Source organism: Thiocystis violascens DSM 198 (assembly GCF_000227745.2).
Lineage (GTDB): Bacteria > Pseudomonadota > Gammaproteobacteria > Chromatiales > Chromatiaceae > Chromatium > Chromatium violascens.
This window is the reverse complement of the sequence record NC_018012.1, coordinates 3,883,328-3,906,913: the sequence shown is the minus strand read 5'-3', so window position 1 is coordinate 3,906,913 and position 23,586 is coordinate 3,883,328. Positions and strand designations below refer to the sequence as shown.

The 23,586-nt window shown below is 62.0% G+C and carries 20 protein-coding genes; 8 read left to right on the top strand and 12 right to left on the bottom strand.

What is annotated here, in order from left to right:
- Positions 1-215: 215 nt before the first annotated feature.
- Positions 216-395, bottom strand: coding sequence for a PA3496 family putative envelope integrity protein (locus THIVI_RS17325; protein WP_014779834.1), 180 nt, complete (start codon positions 393-395; stop codon positions 216-218).
- Positions 396-591: 196 nt separating this feature from the next.
- Here THIVI_RS17325 and ppx point away from each other — a divergent pair, with 196 nt between their 5' ends.
- Together ppx and THIVI_RS17315 are read left to right on the top strand one after the other, a co-directional pair.
- Complete coding sequence (gene ppx / locus THIVI_RS17320) at positions 592-2,112, top strand: exopolyphosphatase (protein WP_014779833.1); 1,521 nt, start codon at positions 592-594, stop codon at positions 2,110-2,112.
- 69 nt (positions 2,113-2,181) lie between these two features.
- A complete protein-coding gene (locus THIVI_RS17315) occupies positions 2,182-2,475 on the top strand; it encodes a Uma2 family endonuclease (RefSeq protein ID WP_052315061.1) in 294 nt (97 codons plus the stop codon).
- Positions 2,476-2,624: 149 nt separating this feature from the next.
- On the opposite strand, the gene ppk1 is transcribed toward THIVI_RS17315, so the two are convergent.
- Positions 2,625-4,868: a polyphosphate kinase 1 gene (gene ppk1 / locus THIVI_RS17310; protein ID WP_014779832.1), complete on the bottom strand. Its 2,244-nt coding sequence runs from the start codon at positions 4,866-4,868 to the stop codon at positions 2,625-2,627.
- A 138-nt stretch (positions 4,869-5,006) separates the two neighbouring features.
- Here ppk1 and cmoA point away from each other — a divergent pair, with 138 nt between their 5' ends.
- Both cmoA and cmoB read left to right on the top strand, forming a co-directional pair.
- Positions 5,007-5,738, top strand: a complete 732-nt coding sequence (gene cmoA / locus THIVI_RS17305) for a carboxy-S-adenosyl-L-methionine synthase CmoA (protein ID WP_014779831.1) — start codon at positions 5,007-5,009, stop codon at positions 5,736-5,738.
- Positions 5,739-5,910: 172 nt separating this feature from the next.
- On the top strand, positions 5,911-6,900 hold the full coding sequence (cmoB, locus tag THIVI_RS17300; protein WP_014779830.1) for a tRNA 5-methoxyuridine(34)/uridine 5-oxyacetic acid(34) synthase CmoB: 990 nt from the start codon (positions 5,911-5,913) through the stop codon (positions 6,898-6,900).
- On the opposite strand, the gene THIVI_RS17295 is transcribed toward cmoB, so the two are convergent.
- Positions 6,897-7,352, bottom strand: coding sequence for an FUN14 domain-containing protein (locus tag THIVI_RS17295; protein WP_014779829.1), 456 nt, complete (start codon positions 7,350-7,352; stop codon positions 6,897-6,899). The two genes, cmoB and THIVI_RS17295, sit on opposite strands and share 4 nt — an antisense overlap.
- Before the next feature lie 158 nt (positions 7,353-7,510).
- On the opposite strand from THIVI_RS17295, the gene THIVI_RS17290 reads away from it, so the two are divergent.
- A complete protein-coding gene (locus THIVI_RS17290; RefSeq protein ID WP_245537302.1) occupies positions 7,511-7,888 on the top strand; it encodes a hypothetical protein in 378 nt (125 codons plus the stop codon).
- 132 nt (positions 7,889-8,020) lie between these two features.
- Here the strand turns inward: THIVI_RS17290 and THIVI_RS17285 are convergent, their stop codons facing one another.
- The 4 genes from THIVI_RS17285 to THIVI_RS17270 form a co-directional block, all read right to left on the bottom strand.
- Positions 8,021-10,219, bottom strand: a complete 2,199-nt coding sequence (locus THIVI_RS17285) for a sodium-translocating pyrophosphatase (protein ID WP_014779827.1) — start codon at positions 10,217-10,219, stop codon at positions 8,021-8,023.
- An 80-nt stretch (positions 10,220-10,299) separates the two neighbouring features.
- Positions 10,300-11,079, bottom strand: coding sequence for a hypothetical protein (locus THIVI_RS17280; protein WP_014779826.1), 780 nt, complete (start codon positions 11,077-11,079; stop codon positions 10,300-10,302).
- Between the two features lie 439 nt (positions 11,080-11,518).
- On the bottom strand, positions 11,519-11,935 hold the full coding sequence (locus THIVI_RS17275) for a sulfur globule family protein (protein WP_014779825.1): 417 nt from the start codon (positions 11,933-11,935) through the stop codon (positions 11,519-11,521).
- A gap of 401 nt (positions 11,936-12,336) precedes the next feature.
- Complete coding sequence (locus THIVI_RS17270) at positions 12,337-13,911, bottom strand: AmpG family muropeptide MFS transporter (RefSeq protein ID WP_014779824.1); 1,575 nt, start codon at positions 13,909-13,911, stop codon at positions 12,337-12,339.
- 402 nt (positions 13,912-14,313) lie between these two features.
- On the opposite strand from THIVI_RS17270, the gene THIVI_RS17265 reads away from it, so the two are divergent.
- A complete protein-coding gene (locus tag THIVI_RS17265) occupies positions 14,314-15,426 on the top strand; it encodes an IS5 family transposase (protein WP_245537301.1) in 1,113 nt (370 codons plus the stop codon).
- Between the two features lie 15 nt (positions 15,427-15,441).
- On the opposite strand, the gene THIVI_RS17260 is transcribed toward THIVI_RS17265, so the two are convergent.
- The 5 genes from THIVI_RS17260 to corA all read right to left on the bottom strand — a co-directional run bounded on the left by THIVI_RS17260 (position 15,442) and on the right by corA (position 22,154).
- A complete protein-coding gene (locus THIVI_RS17260; protein WP_041447716.1) occupies positions 15,442-16,113 on the bottom strand; it encodes a hypothetical protein in 672 nt (223 codons plus the stop codon).
- 205 nt (positions 16,114-16,318) lie between these two features.
- The gene (locus tag THIVI_RS17255; RefSeq protein ID WP_014779821.1) at positions 16,319-17,821 is read right to left on the bottom strand and encodes a substrate-binding domain-containing protein; all 1,503 of its coding nucleotides are present in this window, start codon (positions 17,819-17,821) and stop codon (positions 16,319-16,321) included.
- A gap of 188 nt (positions 17,822-18,009) precedes the next feature.
- Positions 18,010-19,794 (bottom strand): substrate-binding domain-containing protein, encoded by a 1,785-nt coding sequence (locus THIVI_RS17250; protein WP_014779820.1) that lies wholly within the window; start codon positions 19,792-19,794, stop codon positions 18,010-18,012.
- Positions 19,795-20,009: 215 nt separating this feature from the next.
- Positions 20,010-21,005 carry an acyltransferase family protein gene (locus tag THIVI_RS17245; protein WP_014779819.1) on the bottom strand — a complete coding sequence of 332 codons (996 nt, stop codon included), beginning with the start codon at positions 21,003-21,005 and terminating at the stop codon, positions 20,010-20,012.
- A 69-nt stretch (positions 21,006-21,074) separates the two neighbouring features.
- Entirely contained in the window at positions 21,075-22,154 is a 1,080-nt protein-coding gene (gene corA / locus THIVI_RS17240; RefSeq protein WP_245537300.1) for a magnesium/cobalt transporter CorA, read from the bottom strand.
- A gap of 317 nt (positions 22,155-22,471) precedes the next feature.
- Here corA and THIVI_RS17235 point away from each other — a divergent pair, with 317 nt between their 5' ends.
- Both THIVI_RS17235 and THIVI_RS17230 read left to right on the top strand, forming a co-directional pair.
- The gene (locus THIVI_RS17235) at positions 22,472-23,029 is read left to right on the top strand and encodes a cytochrome b (protein ID WP_014779817.1); all 558 of its coding nucleotides are present in this window, start codon (positions 22,472-22,474) and stop codon (positions 23,027-23,029) included.
- A gap of 23 nt (positions 23,030-23,052) precedes the next feature.
- Positions 23,053-23,586 carry a TRAP transporter small permease subunit gene (locus tag THIVI_RS17230; RefSeq protein ID WP_014779816.1) on the top strand — a complete coding sequence of 178 codons (534 nt, stop codon included), beginning with the start codon at positions 23,053-23,055 and terminating at the stop codon, positions 23,584-23,586.

Here is a 23,586-nt window from a genome sequence, read left to right as displayed (position 1 = left end):
CCGCGTTCGGAAAATCCCGCGATGGTTTTTTGCGGAAATTGTCTTAACATCCCCGTTATCGCAAACTTGGCCTGTCAAGCCAAGCGGTTTGGGCAGAAGCGGCGAGCGTCGCAACCAACCCTTCATCCGCGCGGCATGCTATGCGCGTCCAGCCCGCAGGCGAGCGTTATACCTTGGAGGATTACCGCCATTGAGAGTCTCTGGCGCACTCGGACTTAACTCAACTCATCGAACTCCGGATCGTCCAGCAGCTCGCGCAATCGCTTGATCTCGCGCATATGTTCGATCCGCCTGCGAATATCCAGGCTTGCCGCCTGACCGCGCGACTCCTGGGCCGTCATCGGCGGAATCCGCTCGTTGACTTCCTGCCCATAGCTATTTTCAGTGTCCAGCATGTCCCAATACCTCAGGGTGTTACAAGGCAATCATTCAGCGGGGCGTATACCAGAAATTGCGGCAAAAGAAAAGATTTTTCATCAAACTTCCTCCCGCATCAAGACACGGCTGCGGAAATCCGCGAAGCCGCGCCGCCCTGCCCCTTGCGGGATTCTGTTACCATGCGAACCCATTCCCGGCGCTGGACCTCCTCTCATGCCTGAAGAATTCAACCAGGCAACCGACAACCCGCCGCGCGAAATCGTCGCGGCAGTCGATCTCGGTTCCAACAGTTTTCACATGATTGTCGCCCAACTCGACGACGGCCATATGCGGATCACCGACCGGCTGCGGGAGATGGTGCGTCTCGGCGAAGGGCTGGGCGAGGACAAATCGCTGGCACCCGAGGTCGCCGAGCGCGCGCTTGCCTGCCTGGAGCGGTTCGGCCAGCGCCTGCGTGCCTTCCCCGCCGGCAGCGTGCGCGCGGTCGGCACCAATACCCTGAGACAGTTGCGGCCGGATACGGGCTTTGTCGAACGCGCCGAGGCCGCGCTCGGCCATCCCATCGATGTCATTGCCGGACGCGAAGAGGCGCGCCTGATCTATCTGGGTGTCGCGCACGGACTGGCGGCGGGCAGCGAACGTCGGCTGGTGGTCGATATCGGCGGCGGCAGCACCGAGATCATCGTCGGTCAGGGCTTCTCGCCGCGCTTGCGCGAAAGCCTGCACATGGGCTGCGTCAGCCTTTCGCGCAAATATTTCTCGGATGGACGCATCGCGGCCAAGTCGATGCAGAAGGCGGAATTGGCGGGCGCGCTGGAAGTCAGGCCGATCCGCGAGCTGTTCCGCCGGACTGGCTGGCGGAAGGCCGTCGGCAGTTCGGGAACCATCCGCTCCATCGCGGCCGTGGTCAATGCCGAGGGTTGGTGCGATGACGGCATTTCCGCCGAATCCCTGACCCGCCTGAGCCGCGCGCTGGTCGAAGCCGAGAAGACCTCCAACATCACCCTGAAGGGACTAACCGAAGAGCGCAAACCGGTCTTCGCGGGCGGCGTGGCCGTCTTGCGATCGGTCTTCGATGCGCTCGGGATCGAACATATGCAGGTTTCCGACTACGCCCTTCGGGAGGGCGTGATTTATGAAATGATGGGGCGTCATCAGCACGAGGATGTGCGCGAGCGCACCGTCGCGACGCTCTGCCGACAATTTCAGATCGACCCGGTCCATGGCCGGCGTGTCCAGGCCACCGCCCTCGTGGTCTACCGCCAACTCGCGACCCCCTGGGCGCTAAACGACCCCGATCATCCGCTCATGCTGTCCTGGGCGGCCCGGCTGCACGAAATCGGCGTCATGGTGGCCCATAGTCAATATCAGAAGCATGGCGCCTATCTATTGCGCAACGCGGATCTCGCGGGCTTCTCCCGGCAGGAACAGATGGTGCTCGCGGCGCTGGTGCTGGGTCACCGGCGCAAATTTCCGGTGCAGGAGTTCGCGGCGCTGCCCAAGGCGGAACAGGCGTGTGCCCGCCGTCTGTGCGTGATCCTGCGTCTGGCGGCGCTCCTGCATCGCGGTCGCTCCGCGGCGAACAAACCCAGCCCGACCTTGCTGGCGGATGGCGAGCGGCTCGCCCTGAGCTTTCCGGACGATTGGCTTGCCCGTCATCCGCTGACTCAACTGGAGTTGGAGCAGGAAGCCGAACGGCTTGCCAGCGCGGGGATTCTGCTAACCTTTAGCTGACCGTCCTACCGCTCCAGCGGTCTGAGTGCTCGACCGATTCCCTGTCATGAGGTTCATTCCTTGTCTCAAGTGGCACATCGCGACGCCTGCTACGACGACATTCTCGCCCTGCCCGAGTACCTGGTCGGCGAAATCCTGTCGCCCTCGACCGCCAAGATCGATCGGGCGATCAACATGCCGCTTTATGCGCGGGAAGGCGTGGCGCATCTGTGGCTGGTCGACCCGAGTGCACGCACGCTGGAAGTCTATGCGCTCCAGGACAACCGACACTGGCTGCTGCTTGACACCCTGAAAGAAGTCGACAGTGTCCGCCAGCCGCCGTTCGACGCCATCGCGTTTTCATTGGGCCATTTGTGGGCATGACCGCCAATGACCCGAAGCTCGACGCCTGCGGGGGCAACTCCCGAACCATCCGGGATGGCGATCATTGGCGATGCGCGCCCGCCAGGTGCGCGGCCGATCCGAGCCTCCGGCGCCAAGCATCATGCTGGGGGTTGCTTTGGCGCCCTTCCTTACGTCAGATTCCGGTCTCTCAGCCGCCATTGAAAATGGCTCAATAGCTTGGAGCGGACCTTCTTCTCCTTATGCTTGGCGGCGGCGGCGAGACGTTTTTCGGCCACCCCGATCAAGGTCTCCTGCGCTCCCTTGGTGCTGTCGTCCTCGGGGGTGCGCTGGGTGTAGTTGCCGTCCGCGTCCATGTCCCAGGCGGAGCGGGTGTCGGCGAACTGCACGTCCAGAATCAGACGCAGTTCCTGGCGCAGTTCGGGATTCTCCACCGGGGCATGGACCTCGACCCGGCTATCCAGGTTGCGGCCCATCATGTCCGCGGAGCCGATGTAATACTCCTCCTCGCCGCCGTTGCGGAAATAGATGATCCGTCCGTGCTCCAGAAAACGCCCGACGATGCTGACGACGCGCGCTTTCTCGCTGATGCCGGGCAATCCGGGACGGAAGCGGCAGGTGTCGCGGATGATGAGATCAACCTGCACCCCGGCGCGGCTGGCCTTGTAGAGCGCGCGGGTGATGTCGGCATCCTCCAGCGCGTTCATCTTCATCTGGATCAGGCCATCGCCGTTGCGCTTGTGCTGCTCGATCTCGCGGTTGATCTTGTCGACGATACCGCGCTTGAGGTTGTAGGGCGCGGCCAGGATCTTGCGGTAGCTCGGCGGCGGCGAGTAGCCGGTCAGATAGTTGAAGAGTTCGGTCAGATCCTGGCCGATGTCCTCGTCGCAACCGAGCATGCCAAGATCCGTGTAGAGCTTGGCGGTGCCCGCGTGATAGTTGCCGGTGCCGATATGGTAGTAACGGCGCAGTTGGGCATAGTCGCGGCGCACGATGAAAATGAGTTTGCTATGGGTCTTGAGTCCCATGACGCCATAGTTGACGTGGATGCCCTCGGCCTCCAGCCGGCGCGCCCAGCCGATGTTGGCCGCCTCGTCGAAGCGCGCCTTGAGTTCGACCAGCACAGCGACCTGCTTGCCGTTGCGCGCGGCCTCGATCAGCGAATCCAGGATGGCGCCGGCGGAGGTGCGATAGAGGGTCATCTTGATCGCCAGCACCTTGGGATCCTCGGCGGCGGTGCGCAGGAAGCGCTCCACCGTAGTGCTGAAGGGCTGGTAGGGATGCTGGAGCAGGATGGGGCCGTTTTCGCGGACGATATGGAAGATGTTGCGCCGGTCGTTGGCCAGCAGCGGATGATCCACCGGACGATGAGGCTTATCGTGCAGCTCCGGTTTGTCGATGCCGGCCAGCTCGAACAGATCGCGCAGGGCCATCATGCCCTCCACCTCGAACACGTCCTCGTCCTCGTTCAGACCCAGCTCGGCGGCCAGCATGCCGCGATGGGTGGGCTCCATGCCCGGCTGCACCTCAAGCCGCACAATGGGCGCGAAATGGCGCTCGCGCAGCTCGGTCTCGATCATCTCCAGCAGATCGTTGGCCGCCTCCGCGTCGGGCTCGACGATGGCGTTGCGGGTCACCCGGAACAGGGCACAGGAGACGATCTCCATGCCCGGAAACAGCATGTCCAGGTTGTTGACAATGAGGTCTTCGAGGGTCACATAGGTGTGGCTGCCGTCGACTGGGATCAGTCGTTTGGACACGTCCTTGCTCACCGGCACCTTGACGCGGGCCATGTAGACCTCCAGTCCGCCCGGAAAGCGTAACGTGACCAGCAGATTCAGCGCCAGGTTGGAGATGAAGGGGAAGGGGTGCGCCGGATCCATCGCCAGCGGGGTGAGCATCGGAAAGATATTGGCGCGGAAATGCTCGCGCAGCCGTTCGCGCGCATCGGTCGGCAACTCGTCGTGATGGGTGATGCGGATGTCCTGCCCGGCCAGCTCCTCCATCAGAACGTCATAGATGCACTGCTGCTGGGCCTGGAAGACACGGGCTGCCGCCTGACATTCCTTGAGTTGCTGGAGCGGGGTGCGGCCATCCAAGCTCGGGGTGTGCACGCCAGCGGCAATCTGCTGCTTGAGCCCGCCGATGCGCTTCATGAAAAACTCGTCCAGGTTGTTGCTGACGATCGCCAGGAACTTGACCCGTTCCAGCAGCGGCGTGCGCGGATCGTCGGCCTCGTGGAGCACGCGCCGGTTGAATGCCAGCCAGGTCAGCTCACGATTGAGATAGAGACTGGGGTCGTCGAGATCGATATCGTCGGGGATCGGGGGCATCGTCTCGGCCTCCGTTCCGAACTGGGCGTCATCGTCGTGGAGATCGTCATCGACTTCTGGCTGGAGTGCGCTCGTGCTCATGTCGTCATTCCTGGGTCGTCGGGCGTGGTGGGCGAGTCAATCGATCCCATTCTAACAACCGCTCGCCGTCCGTCGATGCAAGTTTTATGACGATGGTTTTGCGGGAGAGGGACGCGCTCCAAGGTACAATGCAAGGCCATGACGATCAACGCATCCGATGACCTGTTCGACCGCCCCGACGCACCGATCAGCCCGTTCCGGTTCGATGCCGATGTCGCGCGGGTGTTCCCTGACATGGTACGCCGCTCGGTTCCCGGTTATGCCGAATTGATCGGCATAACCGGACTCATCGCGCGGCGGGTGGCGCGCCCCGGAACCCGCTGTTATGACCTGGGCTGCTCGCTGGGCGCGGTTACCCGCGAGATCCTAGCGCGGACCGGCCCCGAGGTGCGGATCGTCGCCGTCGACAATGCGCCCGCCATGATCGCGGGTCTGCGCGCGCGTCTTGCCGATCTACCGGGCCGCGAGCGGGTCGAATTGTTCCATGCGGACGTGGAAGAGGCGCCGATCGAGCAGGCCTCGCTGGTCGTTCTGAATCTGACCCTTCAGTTCGTCGCGCCGGAGCGCCGTCTGGAGTTGCTCGAACGCATCCGTGCCGGCCTGGTACCGGGCGGCGCGCTGATTCTAGCCGAAAAGATTCTGGTGCCGAGCGATCGCGGCGGCGACTTGCTGACCGCGCTGCACGAGGATTTCAAGCGCGCCCAAGGCTATAGCGATCTGGCCATCAGCCGTAAACGCGCGGCGCTGGAACAGGTTCTGCTGCCGGACAGCGTCGAGACCCACGAGCAGCGACTCGCCGCCGCCGGTTTTGCCGGATTCGCCCGCTGGTATCAGAGTCTGAACTTTGTCGCCTGGGTCGCATGGGCCTGATGAAATCGCGTCCAGTACGGCATGCGGCGTTGCGTGCAATCCGTCAAGTTGGCACGACCGATGATTGTCGGCGCGGACGCGATTTCAGTGATTCAAAAAAGTAACACTTTAAAGCGCGTCCGCACCGACGCCAAATGGTTCATGCAAGATCGAGTCGAGACTCAAACGGCGCATGTCAGACGGGACGCGATTTAATTTCCAACCCTTTCTCGCGCGTCTGGCTCAAACGCCTCTGGCGCCCTGGGGCGATGCGCTCGCCGAAGCCGTGCGGATCCGACTCGGTCCTGGCGCGCATGGCGATCTGGCGCGTTGGGATGCCGCACTGTCGGATCTGCCTGAGTTACCAGACGGCGAGAGGGTGCTGGACCGCGCTTGTGTCGGCATCCAATCCGGCAATCCGCTTGACCCGGAAACCGAACGGCAGTTACGAGACGCGCTAATGCGCCTGCATCCCTGGCGCAAAGGCCCCTATTGCATCCATGGCGTGCGGATCGACACCGAATGGCGCTCGGACTGGAAATGGGATCGGCTCGCCAATGCCATCGCGCCGCTCGACGGCCGGCGAGTGCTCGATGTCGGCTGCGGCAACGGCTATCACGGCTGGCGCATGCTCGGCGCAGGTGCCGAGCTGGTTCTCGGGATCGATCCGACGCTGCTGTTCGTGGCGCAGTACCTAGCCATCCAGCGCTATCTGACGCGCGACGAGTTGACCGTGCTGCCGCTTGGGATCGAGGATCTGCCGGGCGGGCTGACCGGATTCGATACAGTGTTTTCGATGGGCGTGCTCTATCATCGCCGCTCGCCCATGGACCATCTGGGCGAGTTGTGCCGGTTGCTCAGACCCGGCGGCGAACTGGTGCTGGAGACGCTGGTTCTGGAGGGCGGGGACGAACGGGTGCTGGTGCCGCCGGGACGCTATGCGAGCATGCGCAATGTCTGGTTCATTCCCAGCGTTGCGGCACTCTCGGTCTGGCTCGGTCGCTGCGGCTTCACGGCGATTCGCGTGATCGATGTCAGTCGCACGACAGTCGAGGAGCAGCGGCCCACCGACTGGATGCGTTTTCAGTCGCTTCCCGATCATCTCGATCCCCACGACCCGAATCGGACCGTCGAAGGACTACCCGCGCCGACGCGCGCGCTCCTGCTTGCCGAGCGGCGCTAATACTTCAGGCCCAGCGCCAAGCCGGCCAGAAAAGAGGCGCCACTGGTCAGATTGTCTCCGACGAACGCGAAAAAGACCCCCGCGAAGGCACCTAGCCAGGCCATCCAGCCGTCGTAATGGGCCTCGACTCCCGACCAGTTGATGTCGACGAGTCCGGCATACTGGAGTCCGAAGACGCCGAGCAGCATCAGGCCAATGACGAGCAGCGCAATCTTGAAGGCGACCTTCAGGGCAAAGCCCATGGCCAGTCCGATCATGAAGGAGAAGCCGAGCGTCAGGAAAAAGCTCTCGGTGAACAGTTCCCCGGCGCTGCCCGCATGGTCTGGCGCGATCGGATCGGGCATGATTGGCGGGGGCTCGGGATTGGCGGCGGCGACCGCGGAAAAAGCCCAGACAGATGCGGCCAGGGTCCAGACGGGAATGGCGCGAATCGGTTGTAACGGGTGAAACATGGGGCGTATCCAACAAAAGAAAGGCGACAGGGTGCCATGATCCGCCGACGTTGTCATTGCACCTGGAAACTGCGCTCTTCGGTGATAAAATCCTGCTCGCAAATGCCCGCCCCCTGCGTTCGCCTTGGCGATGAGCGCATTGGGCGTTCCGGCTGGACGTGTTGATCGCCACTATCATTCCCGCCCGCGCGGGCCATCAAACTTGGGGGATTTGGATTCTTATGAAATGTGCAATGTTAATGACCGGAAGTGGACCGATCGTCATCCTGACGTCGTATGACTCGCTTGAAAATCCAGACTTGCTGGAACGTCTGGCCAACAAGGGTATCCCGAAGTTCATGGCCTATGAGATTCCCCTGGCGCTTGCCGAAGAGCGTTATGGCGGCCACTTCAGAAAGGTGACAAACGGGTTCAGGGAATCCGACAGTCTGCGGGTTCTGGACCACAATGGGCATCGTGCCTTCTATCTGTTTAAATTCGAGGAACTTGGTACGCCGCTGGCCCATGAAGGCTCGCTGGAAGATCATCACCACTGAGTCGATTGCAACCGCGAGACGCAGGGATGCGTCATATCAGCCCTACCATCAAGCTCTGACATGGCAACCCCTTAGGCGCCTAACGCCCAAGGGGTAGATGCGTCCTTTCCCGACTCGCAACCAGTCAGCCCGCTACAGCAGGCTGTAGGTCACCGTCACCCCCGCCATGATGATGGCGACGATACTCATCAGCTTGATCAGGATATTCAGGCTCGGTCCCGAGGTGTCCTTGAAGGGGTCGCCGACGGTATCGCCGATCACCGCCGCCCGGTGCGCGCGCGAGTTCTTGCCGCCGTGATGACCCGCCTCGATGTGTTTCTTGGCGTTATCCCAGGCACCGCCGGAATTCGAGAGAAACACCGCAAGCACAAAGCCGCTGGAGAGTCCGCCGACCAGCAGACCGATGACGCCCGCCACGCCCAGCAGCAATCCAGTCACAACCGGAGCGATCACCGCGATCAGCGCCGGCACGACCATCTCGCGTTGCGCGCCGAGGGTGGAAATCGCGACGCAACGTTCATAATCGGGCTGCGACGTGCCCTTGAGGATGCCGGCGTCTTCCCGGAACTGCCGACGCACTTCTTCCACCATCAGAAGCGCGGCGCGCCCCACCGCCTGCACGGTCATGCCGCTGAAGGCGAAGGCGACCATGGCGCCGATGAGAACCCCGACCAGCACCGTGGGGTTCAACAGATTCACGCTGTAATAGGTCATGAAATCGGTCAGGGTTGCGGTATCGGTCGGGACGGTCGTGCCGTGGCCCAGCGTCAGCACCGTCGTGCCGATCTTGATGAGTTCCATCCGGACCACCTCGACATAGGACGCCAGCAGCGCGAGCGCGGTGAGCGCGGCGGAGCCGATCGCGAAACCCTTGCCGGTCGCGGCCGTGGTATTGCCGAGCGCGTCGAGCGCATCGGTGCGGGCGCGGACATCCGGTCCCAGACCGCTCATCTCGGCGTTACCGCCGGCATTGTCGGCGATGGGCCCGTAGGCGTCGCTGGCGAGCGTGATCCCGAGGGTGGAGAGCATTCCCACCGCGGCGATACCCACGCCATAGAGACCCTGATTCATCTGACTGGGATCGAAGCCGGAGGCGAACAGGAAGGCGAGCAGAGTGCCGGCACCGACCGTCAGCACCGGGATGGCGGTGGATAGCATACCGACGCCGATGCCGGCGATGACCAGCGTCGCCGCGCCGCCCTCCGCCTGACTGGCGATCTGACGGGTCGGCGAATAGCTCGGCGAAGTGTAATACTCGGTGGAGCGCCCGATGATGACGCCCGAGACCAGCCCCGCGATCACCGCGCCCCAGATCCCCCAAACGTTCGGCATCCCGAGCAGGAACAGAAACGCCAGCGAGACGACGACGATCATGGCCGCGCTGCTGTTGATGCCGCGCCCGAGCGCGTCGAGCAGTTGTTTCTGGTTGGCGCCCTCCTCGGTCTTGACCAGATAGACTCCAAGGATCGACAGCAGGATGCCCAGCCCGGCGATCATGATGGGCGCGACCACCGCCTTCATCTGCAACGCTGGATCATGCATGAACGCCGCTGCGCCCAGCGCGCTCGCGGCCAGAATGGAGCCGACGTAAGACTCGAAGAGATCGGCGCCCATGCCGGCGACATCGCCGACATTATCGCCCACATTATCCGCAATCACCGCCGGGTTGCGTGGGTCGTCCTCCGGGATGCCGCTCTCGACCTTGCCAACCAGATCCGCGCCGACATCGGCCGCCTTGGTGAAGATGCCGCCGCCGACGCGGGCGAACATGGCCTGGAGCGAAGCGCCCATGCCGAAGGTCAGGGTGGTGGTGGTGATGAGCACCATGCGATGGGTCTCGCCGGTATCGCCCGCCGGGATCAGCAGATTCGCCAGGATGAACCAGAACACGATATTGCCGAGTCCCAGCCCGACCACGACCAGGCCCATGACCGCGCCGCTACGGAAGGCGATGCGCAATGCGTCCGGCAGCGAGGTGCGGGCCGCGGCAGCGGTGCGGGTGGATGCCTGGGTCGCGGTCTTCATGCCGAAATAGCCCGCCAGCGCCGAGAAGAAGCCGCCGCACAGGAAGGTGACCGGCAGCCAGGTGCTCTGCACATGGAACTGGTAGGCCAGCACGGCGAACACCACGGCCAGCGCGGCGAAAACCACGAGCATGATCTTGTACTGCTGCCAAAGATACGCCATGGCGCCGCGGCTGACATGGCCGCCGATCTCCTGCATCAGCGCGGTGCCCTGATCCTGACGGATCATTTCCTTATAGAACCCCCGCGCGTAAACCAACGCCGCGATGGCGGCGATGGGCGCGATCCAAAAGACAATCTCATTCATTGGGTGACAGCCTGTGCAAGCAAGGTGGAAAGGATGAATTCAGTGCGCCAGTCGGGTGTCTGGCGGCAGTCGGGCGAGCTTTATTCGAGCCCCGTGACCTGCGCGGAACGCCACCAGCCGCGATACCGGTCTTCGAGTTCCGCCAGATCTGGGAAGCGATAATAAGCGAAGTCGTTCTGGTCGCCGACATAGAAGCCGCCTTGCACCATGCGATAGATCACGCCCTCCTTGACCTGCTTCAGCACCAGTTTGCTGGGCTTGCCGTGATTGTTCGTCAATTCGAGGAGAACGTCGCGCAGATGGTCGATGTTCGAATAGGGGATGTCATCGGTTGAGCCGTGCTCGGGATTGTCCGCCAGTTCCCCGAGATTCAGCTCGGAGAAAACGATCCGAGGAACATGGACAGGATTGGTCGGATTCGTGATGAAATCGGAAAATTCATGCGGCTCCAGCCGGCTGGCGACCATCGGCGTGATCGGGCAGAACTCCTGATAGAGATGGAGACGCTCGCTTGGATGCGGTTGGTATTCCTCGCGTTGCAGCTCAAGCGTTTTACCGTCGTTGGTCACGAGATAGAGGTTGCCGAGCGCGGCGACCGGAACCCGCGACAACACTCGGTAGATCGAGAGATAGACCGAGTTCTTGGGCGAGCCGTCCGGCTTCGGGACGCAGCGTTCGTCGGCGAGTTGGAAGGGGAAATCATCCGAGCGAAAGCTGGGATCGACCTCGAAAAAGATCGCCTCGCCCTGCACGTGAACCTTGGTTCCTACCGCGTAATAGCTGCCGAATTCCTCCGGCTTCAACATGGACGCGATGAGTGCCTGCGGGATCAGGGACAGGTACAGATGCTTGTCGGTCATGGAATGCCTCGCGTTGTTTCGCATGAAAGTCCAACGATGCGGACTCGATTCTGATCGATCATTTTTATGCTCGATCAATTATCGCGATAAATGCATCTCTGTGCACGCGGGATCCGGCATGCGGAGGGGAAACACGCCGCGAATATGGCGCGGGATCCGGTATTCGCTCGGTTCGGGAAAGGCGGGGCGGCAAACCGTCCTGTTCGTCAAAGCCGGGCGTTAAAATGCTGGACGTCGATTCGGAAAAAACCGACGCGAATCGCGGGTTGGGGATTTGGTCCGATCAAAGGTTGATCGACGGTAAAGCGGAGGCAGGGCGGAGAGATCGCGATCTTGACGGATTTCAATCAACGAGCGATGCGCTTGATACTGGCCAGCGGTACACCCCGTCTCCGGGGTGTCCGCAAGCATCTATACGAACCGGCTCAAGGACAAGGTCTTATTGAGCTGGCGCGGCCTGGGGAGGCTGAACAGGCATCTGCGGAGGCATGGCGCCGTAGGGCGCGCCGTAGCCATAGGGAGCACCATAGCCAGGAGCGCCATAGCCTGGGCCGCCGTAGCCATAGGGAGCGCCGTAACCATAAGGCGCGCCATAACCGCTGCCATAACCATCGCCACGGCCATAGCCGCGACCGTAGCCACGACCCTGACTGCGACCGCTGCCGCTCATGTTCATGTTGAAGTCGCCGGTGCCGTCACCGAACATGTCGCCCATGTTGTCCATCATGCCGTTGCCGTAACCACGGCCGTCGTTCCCGTAGCCACCGGGGCCGCCCCACCAGGCGCTCGCGGTAAAGGAGGCGCTGGCCAGACCGACGACCGCTGCAAGACCGGCAATTTTCATGGCTTTCATCATTGTCGTTACACTCTCGAATGATTATGGAGACGTTAAGGACAGACGTTCACGTCGAACGCAGCCGACCGGAGGAATGCGCGCCAATGAGTTCAGCACGGCCCGTGGCCTGAGTGCGCGTCTTGACCCGAGGGGTTGCGGAAAGAATGCTCCGCGATAAACCTTTTATCGACTCTAACCACCGGAGGAGTGGAGCCGCGAAGACCGCGAATCCGACCGAACGGCCGTCTTGATGGATTGCGAGCCCATCGTCTGAAGGTATATCCCTGGGGGCGAGACGAGAAGCCCGTTTTTCTTCGGTGCCGACGAGCGGCTTACTCAGTATAGGCGCTCGCGCGGTTCGCACGCAATCGGCTAGCGCAATGGTGGGTGATCAAATTCCTTTGTGCTAGCCTCAACCGTGATCAGTTTTTCGCACCGCTCGCCATCCGCGCCCGGTCGGCGATCGCCAGGCGTTTGCCCGCCAGCCAGACCAGACCGATGACCGGGATACCGATCAGACTGGTGAAGATAAAGAACCCCGGATAGCCGATGCCGTTGACGATGGTGCCCGAGTAGCCGCCCAGCAGTTTGGGCAGCAGGGTCATGAGCGAGCTGAAAATGGCGTATTGCACGGCGGTGAAGGAGACGCTGGTCAGGCTCGACAGGAAGGCGACAAAGGCGGCGCTCGCCAGCCCGGCGACCAGATTGTCCGCACCCACCGCGATATACAGCAGCACCAGATTGGCGCCGGCATTCGCCAGCGCGATAAAGATGAGCTGCGCCGCTGACGACAGAATGGCGCCGACCATCAGGATGCGCATCACGCCGTAGCGGGTCGCCAGCAATCCGCCGAGCAGTCCGCCGGCGATGCTGACGAAGACGCCAAAGGTTTTGACCGCGGTGGCGATTTGGGACTTGGTGAATCCCAGATCCTGATAGAAGACGTTGGAAATGACCCCGAGCACGATATCCGAGATGCGATAAAGCCCGATCAGGGCCAGCAGCAGGAGCGCGGTTTTCAGGCCATAGCGACGGAAGAAATCCAGCGCGGGCTCGACCCAGGTCTCGCGCGCCATGACCCGGTTGATGGCGCCCAGTTTCACCAGCATCCAGCCGATCAGGACGCCCGCGCTCACCGCCAGCGCGAAATGCAGCATCTCCAGCAGAAAGCCGGTCAGAACCCCGCCGCCCGCAGCCGTCTTCAAGCCGGTAAAAGGCGCGTCGCCCAGAAAAAAGACCATCGCGAAGGTCGCGGCCGTGACGGCGAAGACCGCCAGCAGACGCAGATAATCCGTGGGGGCGTAGTGAAGGTCGGCGGAACGGTCGGTTTCGGGTTCGCGGATCGTCAGGGTCGTGATCAGCCCGACCAGCATGGTGCTCGCCATGACGAAATAGGTCATCCGCCACGCCCCGTAGTTGTAGGCGCCGGCATCCGACCCGAAGAGATCCGCCAGATAGAGCGCGCCGGCACCCGCCACCACCATACCGATGCGATAACCGGCGATATAGGTGGACGACATCAGCGCCTGGAGTCGCGGCGCGGCGGATTCGATCCGGTAGGCATCGATCACGATATCCTGGGTCGCCGCCGAAAAGCCGAGCAGCACGGCGGCCAGCGCCATCCGCGTCAGGCTATCGGCACCCGTCGAGGGATCCGTCAGGGCCATGAACAGGATGGCGGCGATGATGGATGTCTGCGCAACCAGCAGCCAGGCACGGCGCCGACCGAACCAGCGGGTGAGAAAAGGCACCGGCAGGCGGTCGATCAGGGGCGCCCAGACGAACTTGAACGAGAAGGCCAGCGCCGCCCAACTGAAAAAGGTCACCGCGTTGCGCTCGATGCCGGCCTCGCGCAGCCACAGCGAGAGCGAGGAAAAGATCAGAAGCAGCGGAATCCCGGCCGAGAAACCGAGAAAGAGCATGGAGATCACGCGGGGATGACGCAGCGAGACAAGCGATTCGCGCCAGGAATGGTAGGCGGTGGCGGGCTGAGTCATGGAAGACGCCATAAGGGGCCAGAGTCGGGGGAAGCCGTCGGGATGTGCGCGAACGCTGAAGCGTGGATGGGCAGCCACCGCGTGTCACGATACGAGGGGGGCGAGGATACGCCGCGGGCGGGGATGTCTCAAGCCGGGCGGAATTGCCCAGCAATTCTCATGTTGACGTAGGAACCCGCTTGCGGGCGGGCTGCGGACTTGCGGGTTTGCTTGCGGGCGACGGGGTTTGGCAAACGCAAAGGCGACTGGCAGGTCATGTCGCCCGCAAGCGGGCTCCTACGATGGCGGATGACGCCAAAATGAGAACTGCTGGAAATTTCCGAATCGTTCCTAAGAGGGTGTAGACAAAAATAATTGAGCTGCTATTTGTATACCAGTCTACAACTGAGCTGGTGTGCGCTGATGTCGAAAGCTGGTCGTCCCCCCAAGATTCACGAGGCGGAGCAAGCGGTATTGCGTCAAATTGTCACGGATCGCCCGACCTCCACGCTGTCAGAGATTGCCCGGGAACTCGCGGCACGGACGGGAATCGAGGCTCATGAAGCAACGATTCGCAAGTCCTTGCGGGAGGCGGGCGTCACGCGCCTCCGGGGCGAGAGTGGTCTCGAGGCGCAAGCGCGCGCAACGCCGCGTCGGTATGGGTATACGGATGCGCATCGTCGCCACGACCCCGACCAAAGCTACCCAAGTTGTCTGACCGATGCGGAGTGGGACTTGGTCGCCGCTCTCTTTGAGATGCCGGGCGGGCGGGGTCAACCGCCCCGCGTGTCGCGCCGGAGCATCCTGGAGGCGTGTTGCTACGTGGTGCGCACGGGGTGCGCGTGGCGGATGCTGCCGCACGATTTCGCGCCTTGGCAGAATGTCTACAAGACGTTTCGCCGTTGGAGTGCGGCTGGGAAGTTTGAGCAGATGCATGATCGACTGCGGGGGCAATGGCGCGAACGCGAGGGGCGTGAGATCGCGCCGACGGCGGCGGTGCTGGATGCGCAATCGACCCGCGGCTCGCCGCAGGGTGGACCGAGCGGCTTTGATGCGGGCAAGCAGGTCAAGGGGCGCAAGCGCAGCCCTGGTGGTCGATACCTTGGGGTTTGTGTTGGCGGTGAGCGTGGTCGCGGCCCATCTTCAGGAACCGCGATGCCGCCTCGGGGCGCCGTCGCTGACGCGGCCGCCAAGTACCCCCAGATCAACACGCTGTTTGTCGATAGCGCCTACGCCGGTCAATTTGCCCAAACCACCGAGCAGACCCACGCGATCCGCGTGGAAGTCGTGCGCCATCCAGCCAACAAAAGCGTTGGCTCCTGGCACGTGGACGGGGCGCCTGACCGAGTGGTGATCGCCAACGCCGACGGCTTCGTTCCGCTGCCGAAGCGCTGGGTTGTCGAGCGCACCCATGCGTGGAATGAGCGTGCCCGTCGATTGATCATGCATCATGACCGTCTGCCAGCGGTCTCCGAAACCTGGGTTTGGCTGGCGGAGGCGCGCATCCTGCTGCGGCGGTTGACCACAACGGTTTGATTTTGTCTACACCCTCTAAGGAATACCGGCGGCCTGCTTGAAGTGGCTCTCCAGTTTGATCCCATAGTCGATGGCCCGGTTGAGCTCGGCGGTGTATTTCTCCACCGCGCCGGCAGAGGTGGCGAGTGCGGCCTGGTGAGCGGTGGCGTCCACCGAACTGGCGGCCTGTTGCGTATAGGATTGGGGCTGGGCGCCCGTGTTGAGTTGGAATGGCCCTGTCAGTTGGCGCGGATCCACCTGTTTCAGCACGGCATAGTGCCGGTTCAACTCGGCGAGCTTGGTGATCAGATCCTGTTTCACCTTGAGATAACGCGAGAGATACTCGGTGAAGGTGGCATAGGCGTTGAGGTTACCGATATTGGCGGGGTCGGTGAGATACTCAGGGTTCCATTGAATACCCAGGACGTTGTAATAGTTCTGGAAGTCGAACAGATTCACATCGGTATCCGAACGCGCCAGCGCCTGATAGGCGTGATCCAGCGCCTCCTTGACCCAACGCTCGCGATCGGCCCAGTTTTTCTGGTTGCCTGCCATCTCCTGGGGATCGAATTCGGTTCCGCCAAAGGAAAAGCCTCCCATCTGCTTGAGAAAATCGCCGAAGCCAGCGGCCTGGAGCATGGGCGCGGTCGCGAGCAGTGCGAACAAACCGGCAAACAAGGTGGATTTCAGCGGGCGCTTGTCGATCATGAAAGTCTCCAGAATGTGATCGCGTCCGGAACGATCCAGGGTCATTTCGAAGGTTCCCGATCCTGGCGGAAATTCGTGACCTTTGGAGCGAACGCGGTTGAAACGATTGATGTTTGAATAAGCGATTCCAGCCACGGTTCCCTGTCCCGGCACCGCGTTCGCCGATGCTCCAGCGGATGGCTGGAAGCAAGCGGCGCAACGCTCGTCAGAAATTCGGCCCGACCGGATCCCCCAACTCCTGATAGGTACGGATGAGCGCCATGATGACCTCGCCGCTCTGGGCTGGAATGAGGATCTGCGAAGCCTTGATCAGGTCCGGAACCAGCCCGTGGGCATCAACGAAATCTCCTAGCACCTCGCTCATCTCCTGATTGGAAATCTCGGTGCTGACCGGGCGGAAGCCCTCGCGCTGCAATGCCAGAAGCTGAATGTCGCGGGTCAGCAGGTAGTCCTTGAAGCGGCGTGCCGCCTCGACCTGCTCCCTGGAATTGCCGTGCCGAAGCGTGTAATAGGGGTGATCAGAAATGAGATTGTACTTGGGGTAACGAATGATGGGCCTGGCTCCATTGGGGTCGTTGACCCGGCGAATGAACGCGAGCTTCACGCCCAGATTTTCGTAGACATAGACCGAGGAGAGCGGCTGTCCGCCATAGCCCGCCTGCATCATCGGTTCGGCGAGCTTGCCGGTGCTGTCCTTGGTCTGATCCGACATATATTTGATAAAGGCAAGATAGGCCTGGAAGTCGGGGTTCTGTAGATCTTCCAGCCGGATTCTGTAACGGCCGCGATCCTTGGCGAAGAACTCATAGGCCATGGCGATCAGGGCAACGGCACCGCTGTTGGAGTCCCGAGGCCGGGTGAAGCCGAACTGAAAGTTGCGTCCATTGGGGTCGATGGTCTCGCCGCCCAGTTCCCTGGAAAACAGCTCGGTGATGGTGTCGAAGCTCATCGACTTCTGGATCTTCTGGTCGATGGCCTGCTGGACCGGCTCCCAGGTGACGAAGACCATGGGGCTGCGGGCAATCGATTCGTCGGTTTCGAAGAGTTTGCCGCCGGTGAAGGCATCCTCCACCAGGCCCCGGAAGATGCTGGAGGCGGGCGCCCAGACCTGGTATTCGTTCCGCCCCCCATGCAGGGTCTTGCCCTCGATCAGCAGACTGGCGGACTCCGTGGAGCCGATCTTATCGATCACTAGCCGGATGGGTTTACCGTCCAGTTGGCGCAGGGCGGGATCCGCCATGAAACGGCGCGCCGCTTCCTCTAGCCAGTCTTTTTTCTCCGAACCCGCCGCGATCTTGACCTCGATCACCGAGCGATTCTCGGGCACTGGATAGACGATGGCCTGCTGCGCGGTCTTGCCCGCAGGCACCTCGACCGTCTTGACCTTGATCGCCTGGGAGCGAACCGTCTCGCCGATGGATTCCTGGCCGTCGCGGGGCAGCACCGCTGGCGCGGGACTCTCGGGGGTGCTCGGCATCTGCTGGGCCGGAGATTGCTTGGCCGCCTCGGCCGCTCCGGGCTTGGCCTGGACCTTTGAGAGATCCACGTTGAGATCGCCGAAGTCGAACAGCTTCTCGGCTGCCGGGAGCATGGGCGTTGCGAACAGTCCGCCGATCAGGAACAAGACAGGGAAGATGAGACGGGCAAACGGGGCATGACGAAACCCGGCCGGGTTTTCGATCCGGGAAGGATGCAGGGCAGGCAACATGTCGTGGCCTCCAGGCTTTAGGGCGCTCATGAGAAAATGGGCGTCGGCGGCGGGCCGCCACCCGCATGGTACTGGTTGTCTAGGATTTTTCCGCTCCCACGCGTTTTAAACCGCGTTTCCACCGATGCCGCAGAAATCCTCGAAGTTAAACACTAAATGAAAATGATGCATATCACTCTGGACGCGGTTTAAAGAAGATCACTGAAACGCTTGAAAATTTCCCGAATCTCCGCAGAATCGCCCCGCCGCGTCTCACCACCCGCCGCGTTGCCGATGGCCTTGAGCGAGGAATCGTCCGCCTCTCCGCCGAAGGCGATGCCAAAGACCGGAATCTTGCAGGCGGCATCACCGAGATAACCGCCATGCCCATCCGGCAGAGCAAAGCCGATTCGCTGGATCAGATCCGCGTCCGAGATCTTGGAGGCATTGTCGACGCCATCGGTCAAGACCACCATGAGCCGGATCGCGCGGTCAGAGGGGTTTTTCTTGATGGTCTCGCAGAGATCGCGCCAGGCGGTTTCGATTGCCGAGCGCATCGCGGTTCCACCGGCGGGTCGCACCTTGGCGAGCGTTTCGGCGAGCCGCTCTTTTCCGGCCGCGTCCATCGCGAGCGGCTGCCCCTTGGGCGTCAGATCGGAATACTGGACCTTGTAATCGTAGAAGAGCAGCGAGAGACGATCCTTGTCCTGGAGCGTCTGGGCAAGCAGATTGGCGCTTTCCACCGCCATCTCCATACGCGAGCGCTCCATGCCGCGTTCCGTGTCGAAGAGTCTGGCGTCCATGCTCCCGGAGCGGTCGATCACCAGCACCACATGGGAGTGGTTCTTGATGGCGCGGAAGGCATCCCGGATCGCCTGGATCACATTGCCGCCCGGGGTGGCAAGAAAACGGTGGACGGTGTCGAAGGGTTGCACGCCATTGTCCGGATTCCAGACGATCCCGTACACCTTGGGATCGATATCCAGCGGCACGCTTGGGCGGAAGCCGTATTGCAGTGCCTTGGCCTGAGTCTCCGGGGCCATCAGATACGCGAAATACCGCTTGGCGCCGTCCTCCTCGTCCGCGTCCACCCAATCGCGCTTGACGATCGTGAAGGGATGATTGGTGGCAAAGGTGCCTTCTCTGGGATAGATGGCCACGAGCTTCGGATATTTCAGGCCCTGATCGCGGATATGGTTGTTGGCCTGGATGACATCGCTCTCGTAGATGACCACGGTATCCGCATACTCGGGACCGCCCGAGCGCATTTTTTCGGCGTAGAAGCCCGTCGACCGGCCATAGTGGATGACGCTCTCGTGAACCTTGGCGACGAACTCACGCACCTTGGGATCCTCGATCCTAGCGAGCGAAAGACGGGGCACCGGACGCCCGGCCTCGTTTGCCGCGCCCGCGTAGAACTGCGCCACCAGCGCCGAGAGCCCGCTGTTGGACTGTTCCGGACTCGTCTGGCCGTAGCGGAATCCGCCATCGCCGGAACGCTTGAAGATCTCGGACCAACCGATTTGATCCGGCGGGCCGAGTCGCGCGAGCACCGGCTCCCAGGCGGCGATCACGACCGGAGAGGAGACCAGAAAACCTTCCACCTTGAGCAGATCCTTTCCCTGCTCTTCGGTGAATTCATGGTTGATCAGATTCACATAGAGATCGGAGGCGGGACTGGTCGCGTGGACCTCGCCGGGGCCGGCCTGGCCGTTTTTGATCTCGTTGACGCTGTCGCCCGATCCCTTGGGTACGGCATTGACGCAGATGGTCTTGCCGGAGGCGGTCTTCTGGGCCTGGCGATTGAAGGTTTCGGTGACCTCGTGGATCCAGGGCTGTTTTTCCGATCCATAGGTAAAGCGGACCAGCGCCTGATTCGCGGCGGGGAGACAGACATTTTCCTGGTCGGCCGCGCTGACGGACAGAGAGATCAGTACCAGAAAAGACACCGTCCCGGCGACGGCAATGGGAAACCGCAAAACGCCTGTGAGCATGGAATTCCTCCGGCAACGAGGAGTGGAAGGAAGGGCGCGTCTCGGATTGAGTGTAAGGCGTTGCAGTATCGCAGCGATAAATGAACAAAAGATGACGCCCGGCGCTCGATCGCGTTTCTTGCGCAAAACCGAATTTCCGTTCAGCAAGTCAACGCCCGGGCGGCTCCCTCCCCACCTTGTCTCGCGCCAGTTCGGCTGGGTCGTCAAGCGGAGGTTCACATCCGACGTCCGGCGCTCAAGCGGGAAACCAGTCCGTCATAAACTCGCTGGAGACCATATCCGATCAGGAGGCTGAGCGGCAGCGCCACCATCAGGAGATACAACACCTGCTCCCACCCCGTTGCCGGATAAAAAACCGCGATCGCCGCCTTGAAGATTAGCCGATGAAAGAGATAGAGACCGAAGCTCGCATAGGCGAGAAATTCGATGGTCGGACCATGGAGCCGGTCGGCGATACGATCGGCGAGCAAGAAGAGCGCCGGTGCGCTGACCAGGATCAGGGGCATGAGGAGAAACGTGCCCCGGAGCGACCATTCGTTGCCGGTCACGCTCAGCGGAAGCAGCAGGATCAGCAGTCCGAGCAAGATCCACTCGTGCCGTTTCGCCAGCGTGCCGAGAGACGCATGGCGTTGGTAGAGAATGCCCAGCACGAAGACCGGCAGATACAGAAGAATGCGCAGGTCGAGGTGCCTGATCCACAGATGCTGGACGATGAGCGCCATCAGCAGCCCGCCGCCAATGAGGACGGTGACCGCGGGCCGATGCGCGAAGCGGATCAGCAAAGGCGCGATCAGATAGAACACCATGATCATGGTGACGAACCACAGGGTCGGCATCGCCGGCGGCCTGAACATCGAGACCAGCAGGGCGCCATCGACGACCTGCTTCTGACTGGCGATGCCGAACGCGCCAAAGAGGATCAGAGCCAGCAGATAGAGCGGATAGATGCGCAGCAGACGGCGCCGGTAGAAGGACCAGAGTCCGCGCGGATCGAGCGTGATCGCCTGCCGCCCGAGCAGATAACCGGAACAGAAGACGAATGTCGCCAGCGCGGCGTATTTCAGTCCCTCGGTAAACCAGTTGGCGTAACCCGGCAGGGCCGTAGTATAGGGGATCAGATGCCAGTAGCCGACGACATAGAGAATGCAGATGGCGCGGAGAAAATCCACGCCCTGGTTGCGAGAATGGGCGGATGCGGCAGGGTTGGCCATGCTGGATCGATCTCCCGTGACTGAAGCGGATCCTGAGAATCGCCGGGGCGCGCTCGGCAATCCCAGGCATTAAAGCCAGCCGCCGCGCCGGAAGCGCCACAGCATGAACCCGGCGATAACTAGGCAAACCGCCCAAAAGACCGGGTAGCTGAACCGCCAGGCATTTTCGGGGATCGGCATGTTCATGCCATAGACGCCGGCCAGGAAGGTCAGCGGGATGAAGATCGTCCCGATGATGGTCAGTACCTTCATGATGTCGTTGGTGCGGTTGGAGACCACCGAGACATAAGTTTCGGTCACCGCGCTGGCGATCTCGCGGTAGGTCTCGATCAGGTCGATGATCTGGACGCAGTGGTCCTGGACATCCCGGAAATAGGTCTGGGCGATCTCGGAGAGACACTCGTGACGCTCGCGCTGAAGCTGGGACACCAGCTCGCGCATCGGCCAGGCGGCGCGGCGGATCATGACCAGATCCCGCTTGATAAGATGCATGGCGTGCAGACTCTGCATCTGCGGCTGGGTCAGCACATCCTCCTCGGCTGTCTCCAGACGTTCGGAACTTGCATCGAGCACGGGGAAGAAGCAGTCGACCAGGGCGTCGATCAGGGCGTAGAGCAGGAAGCTGGCGTCATGTTGGCGCACGCGCGAAAGTGGATTTTCGAGCCGCCGCTGAATCTGGTCGATGGCTGGACTGGAATTCTGCTGGAAGCTCAACAGCGTGGTGCGGCCAAGAAAGCAACCGATCTGCTCGGCGAGCATCTGATGATCCTCGGTCAAGCGGATACTGCGCGCGATGACGAACAGTCGGCCGGGCAGTTCGCCGATGGCGGGGAAATCCTCCAGCTTCGGGCGATGGCCGGCATGGAGGACATCTTCGATGGCCAGGGGATGCAGTTGGTATTTTTCGGCGATGGCGCGGATGACGCCTTGATCCCGCAACCCCTCGACATGAATCCAGCGCACCTGCGACCAGGCCGGACGGTGGACGGCAAGGAAGGCGGCGATGTCGGTGACCTCCTGGGACTGGATCCGCTCCGGGCTGTAATCGGTGCAGAAGACCCGTGCCGGATGGTCGGGCGGGGTCTGAAGCAGCTCATGATATTCGATGCCGGCGGCCAGGCCGGGCGGGGCGCGCTTGGATCTCGGCAAGCGTGCCCGCGCCGCGCGTTTGGCATGCTTGTGCCCGACGGGTTTAGGGCGGGCGTTCGCGCTCTTTGGGGAGGTGCGTGGCGACCGGGGCGGATTGCCGGCTTGTCGCGTCATTTCCGGTGGTGCCCCGTCCGGTCGCGGTGGCATAAGTTCGCTCATGGTGTCGATCGATCCGTTCGCCAACGACAGGCCGCTACTATCTGCCGTGGCGCCCTGGCGATCAAGACGCCGTTTCGTCGTTGTGTGGGGTCGTTCTGTTCCGCCGCTTTCTGTGCGAGCATAAAGGCCCTTTCAAACTGCGGTGAATCTATCCTGTCATGAACCAGAATCCGACCTTGCAACGTTACAATCTGCTGTCCCAGCTTTTTCACTGGCTGGTGGTGGCACTGATCATCGGTCTCATCGTCACCAATACCCTGCATCAAGGCGCGCCCGATCCATCCGACCTCCGCGTCTCGTCGATCAAGCTGCACATCTCGCTTGGCATCCTGCTGTTCCTGGTGACGATCGCACGCATTCTCTGGACTCGGATCAGTCCGCAACCGGCACTGATCGATGGTCCCCAGTGGACGCTCGCCGCCGCCAGGCTGACGCATCTGGCGCTGAATCTCGCGACGCTGCTGATCCCGATTTTTGGCTACCTGCGAGTCGTTTCCAAGGGCCGCGTGGCGGAGTTCTTCGGTACCCCGATCCCATCGATCATCGGTGAATCGCCCTGGCTCAACGACATGATGCACATTCTTCACGGCGAGCCCATGGAGATCTTCCTCTACGTGTTGGTCGGTCTGCATGTCGCCGCCGCGCTTTGGCATCAATACGTCCGCCGCGACGGGTCGCTGGAGCGGATGCTGCCTTGGGGTGGACGGTCGGCCTAACGACACCTTTGCGAGGCTTCCGAATGGAAACGCTGCTGCGCCTCTCGGCCATTATCGACACCTTCAATCGCCGACTTGGGCGTGCCACCGTCTGGCTGATTCTCGCCACCGTGCTGTTGAGCGCACTGACCGCGACCCTGCGTTATCTGCTGGACTGGGGCTCGAACGCCATGATCGAGGCGCAGTGGTTTCTGTTCGGGCTGGTGTTCCTGCTGTGCGCCCCCTGGACGCTCCAGGAACAGGGACATGTGCGGGTGGATATTCTCTATGGCCGCCTGCCGCCGCGCTGGCGGGTGGGGATCGACATCCTTGGCGGGCTGCTGTTTCTGCTGCCGGTCTGTCTGCTGATCGTGGTCGATGCCTGGGGTTATTTTCTGATTTCCTTCCATCAGAACGAATTATCCATGAACCCCGGCGGACTGCTCTGGTGGCCGATGAAGCTGGCGATCCCGGTCGGTTTCGCCCTGCTCGGCGCGCAGGGACTGTCCGAGGTTATCAAGGGCATCGCCGCCCTGACCGGACACCGGCCGCTGCCGGACCACAAGGGAGGTCACTGA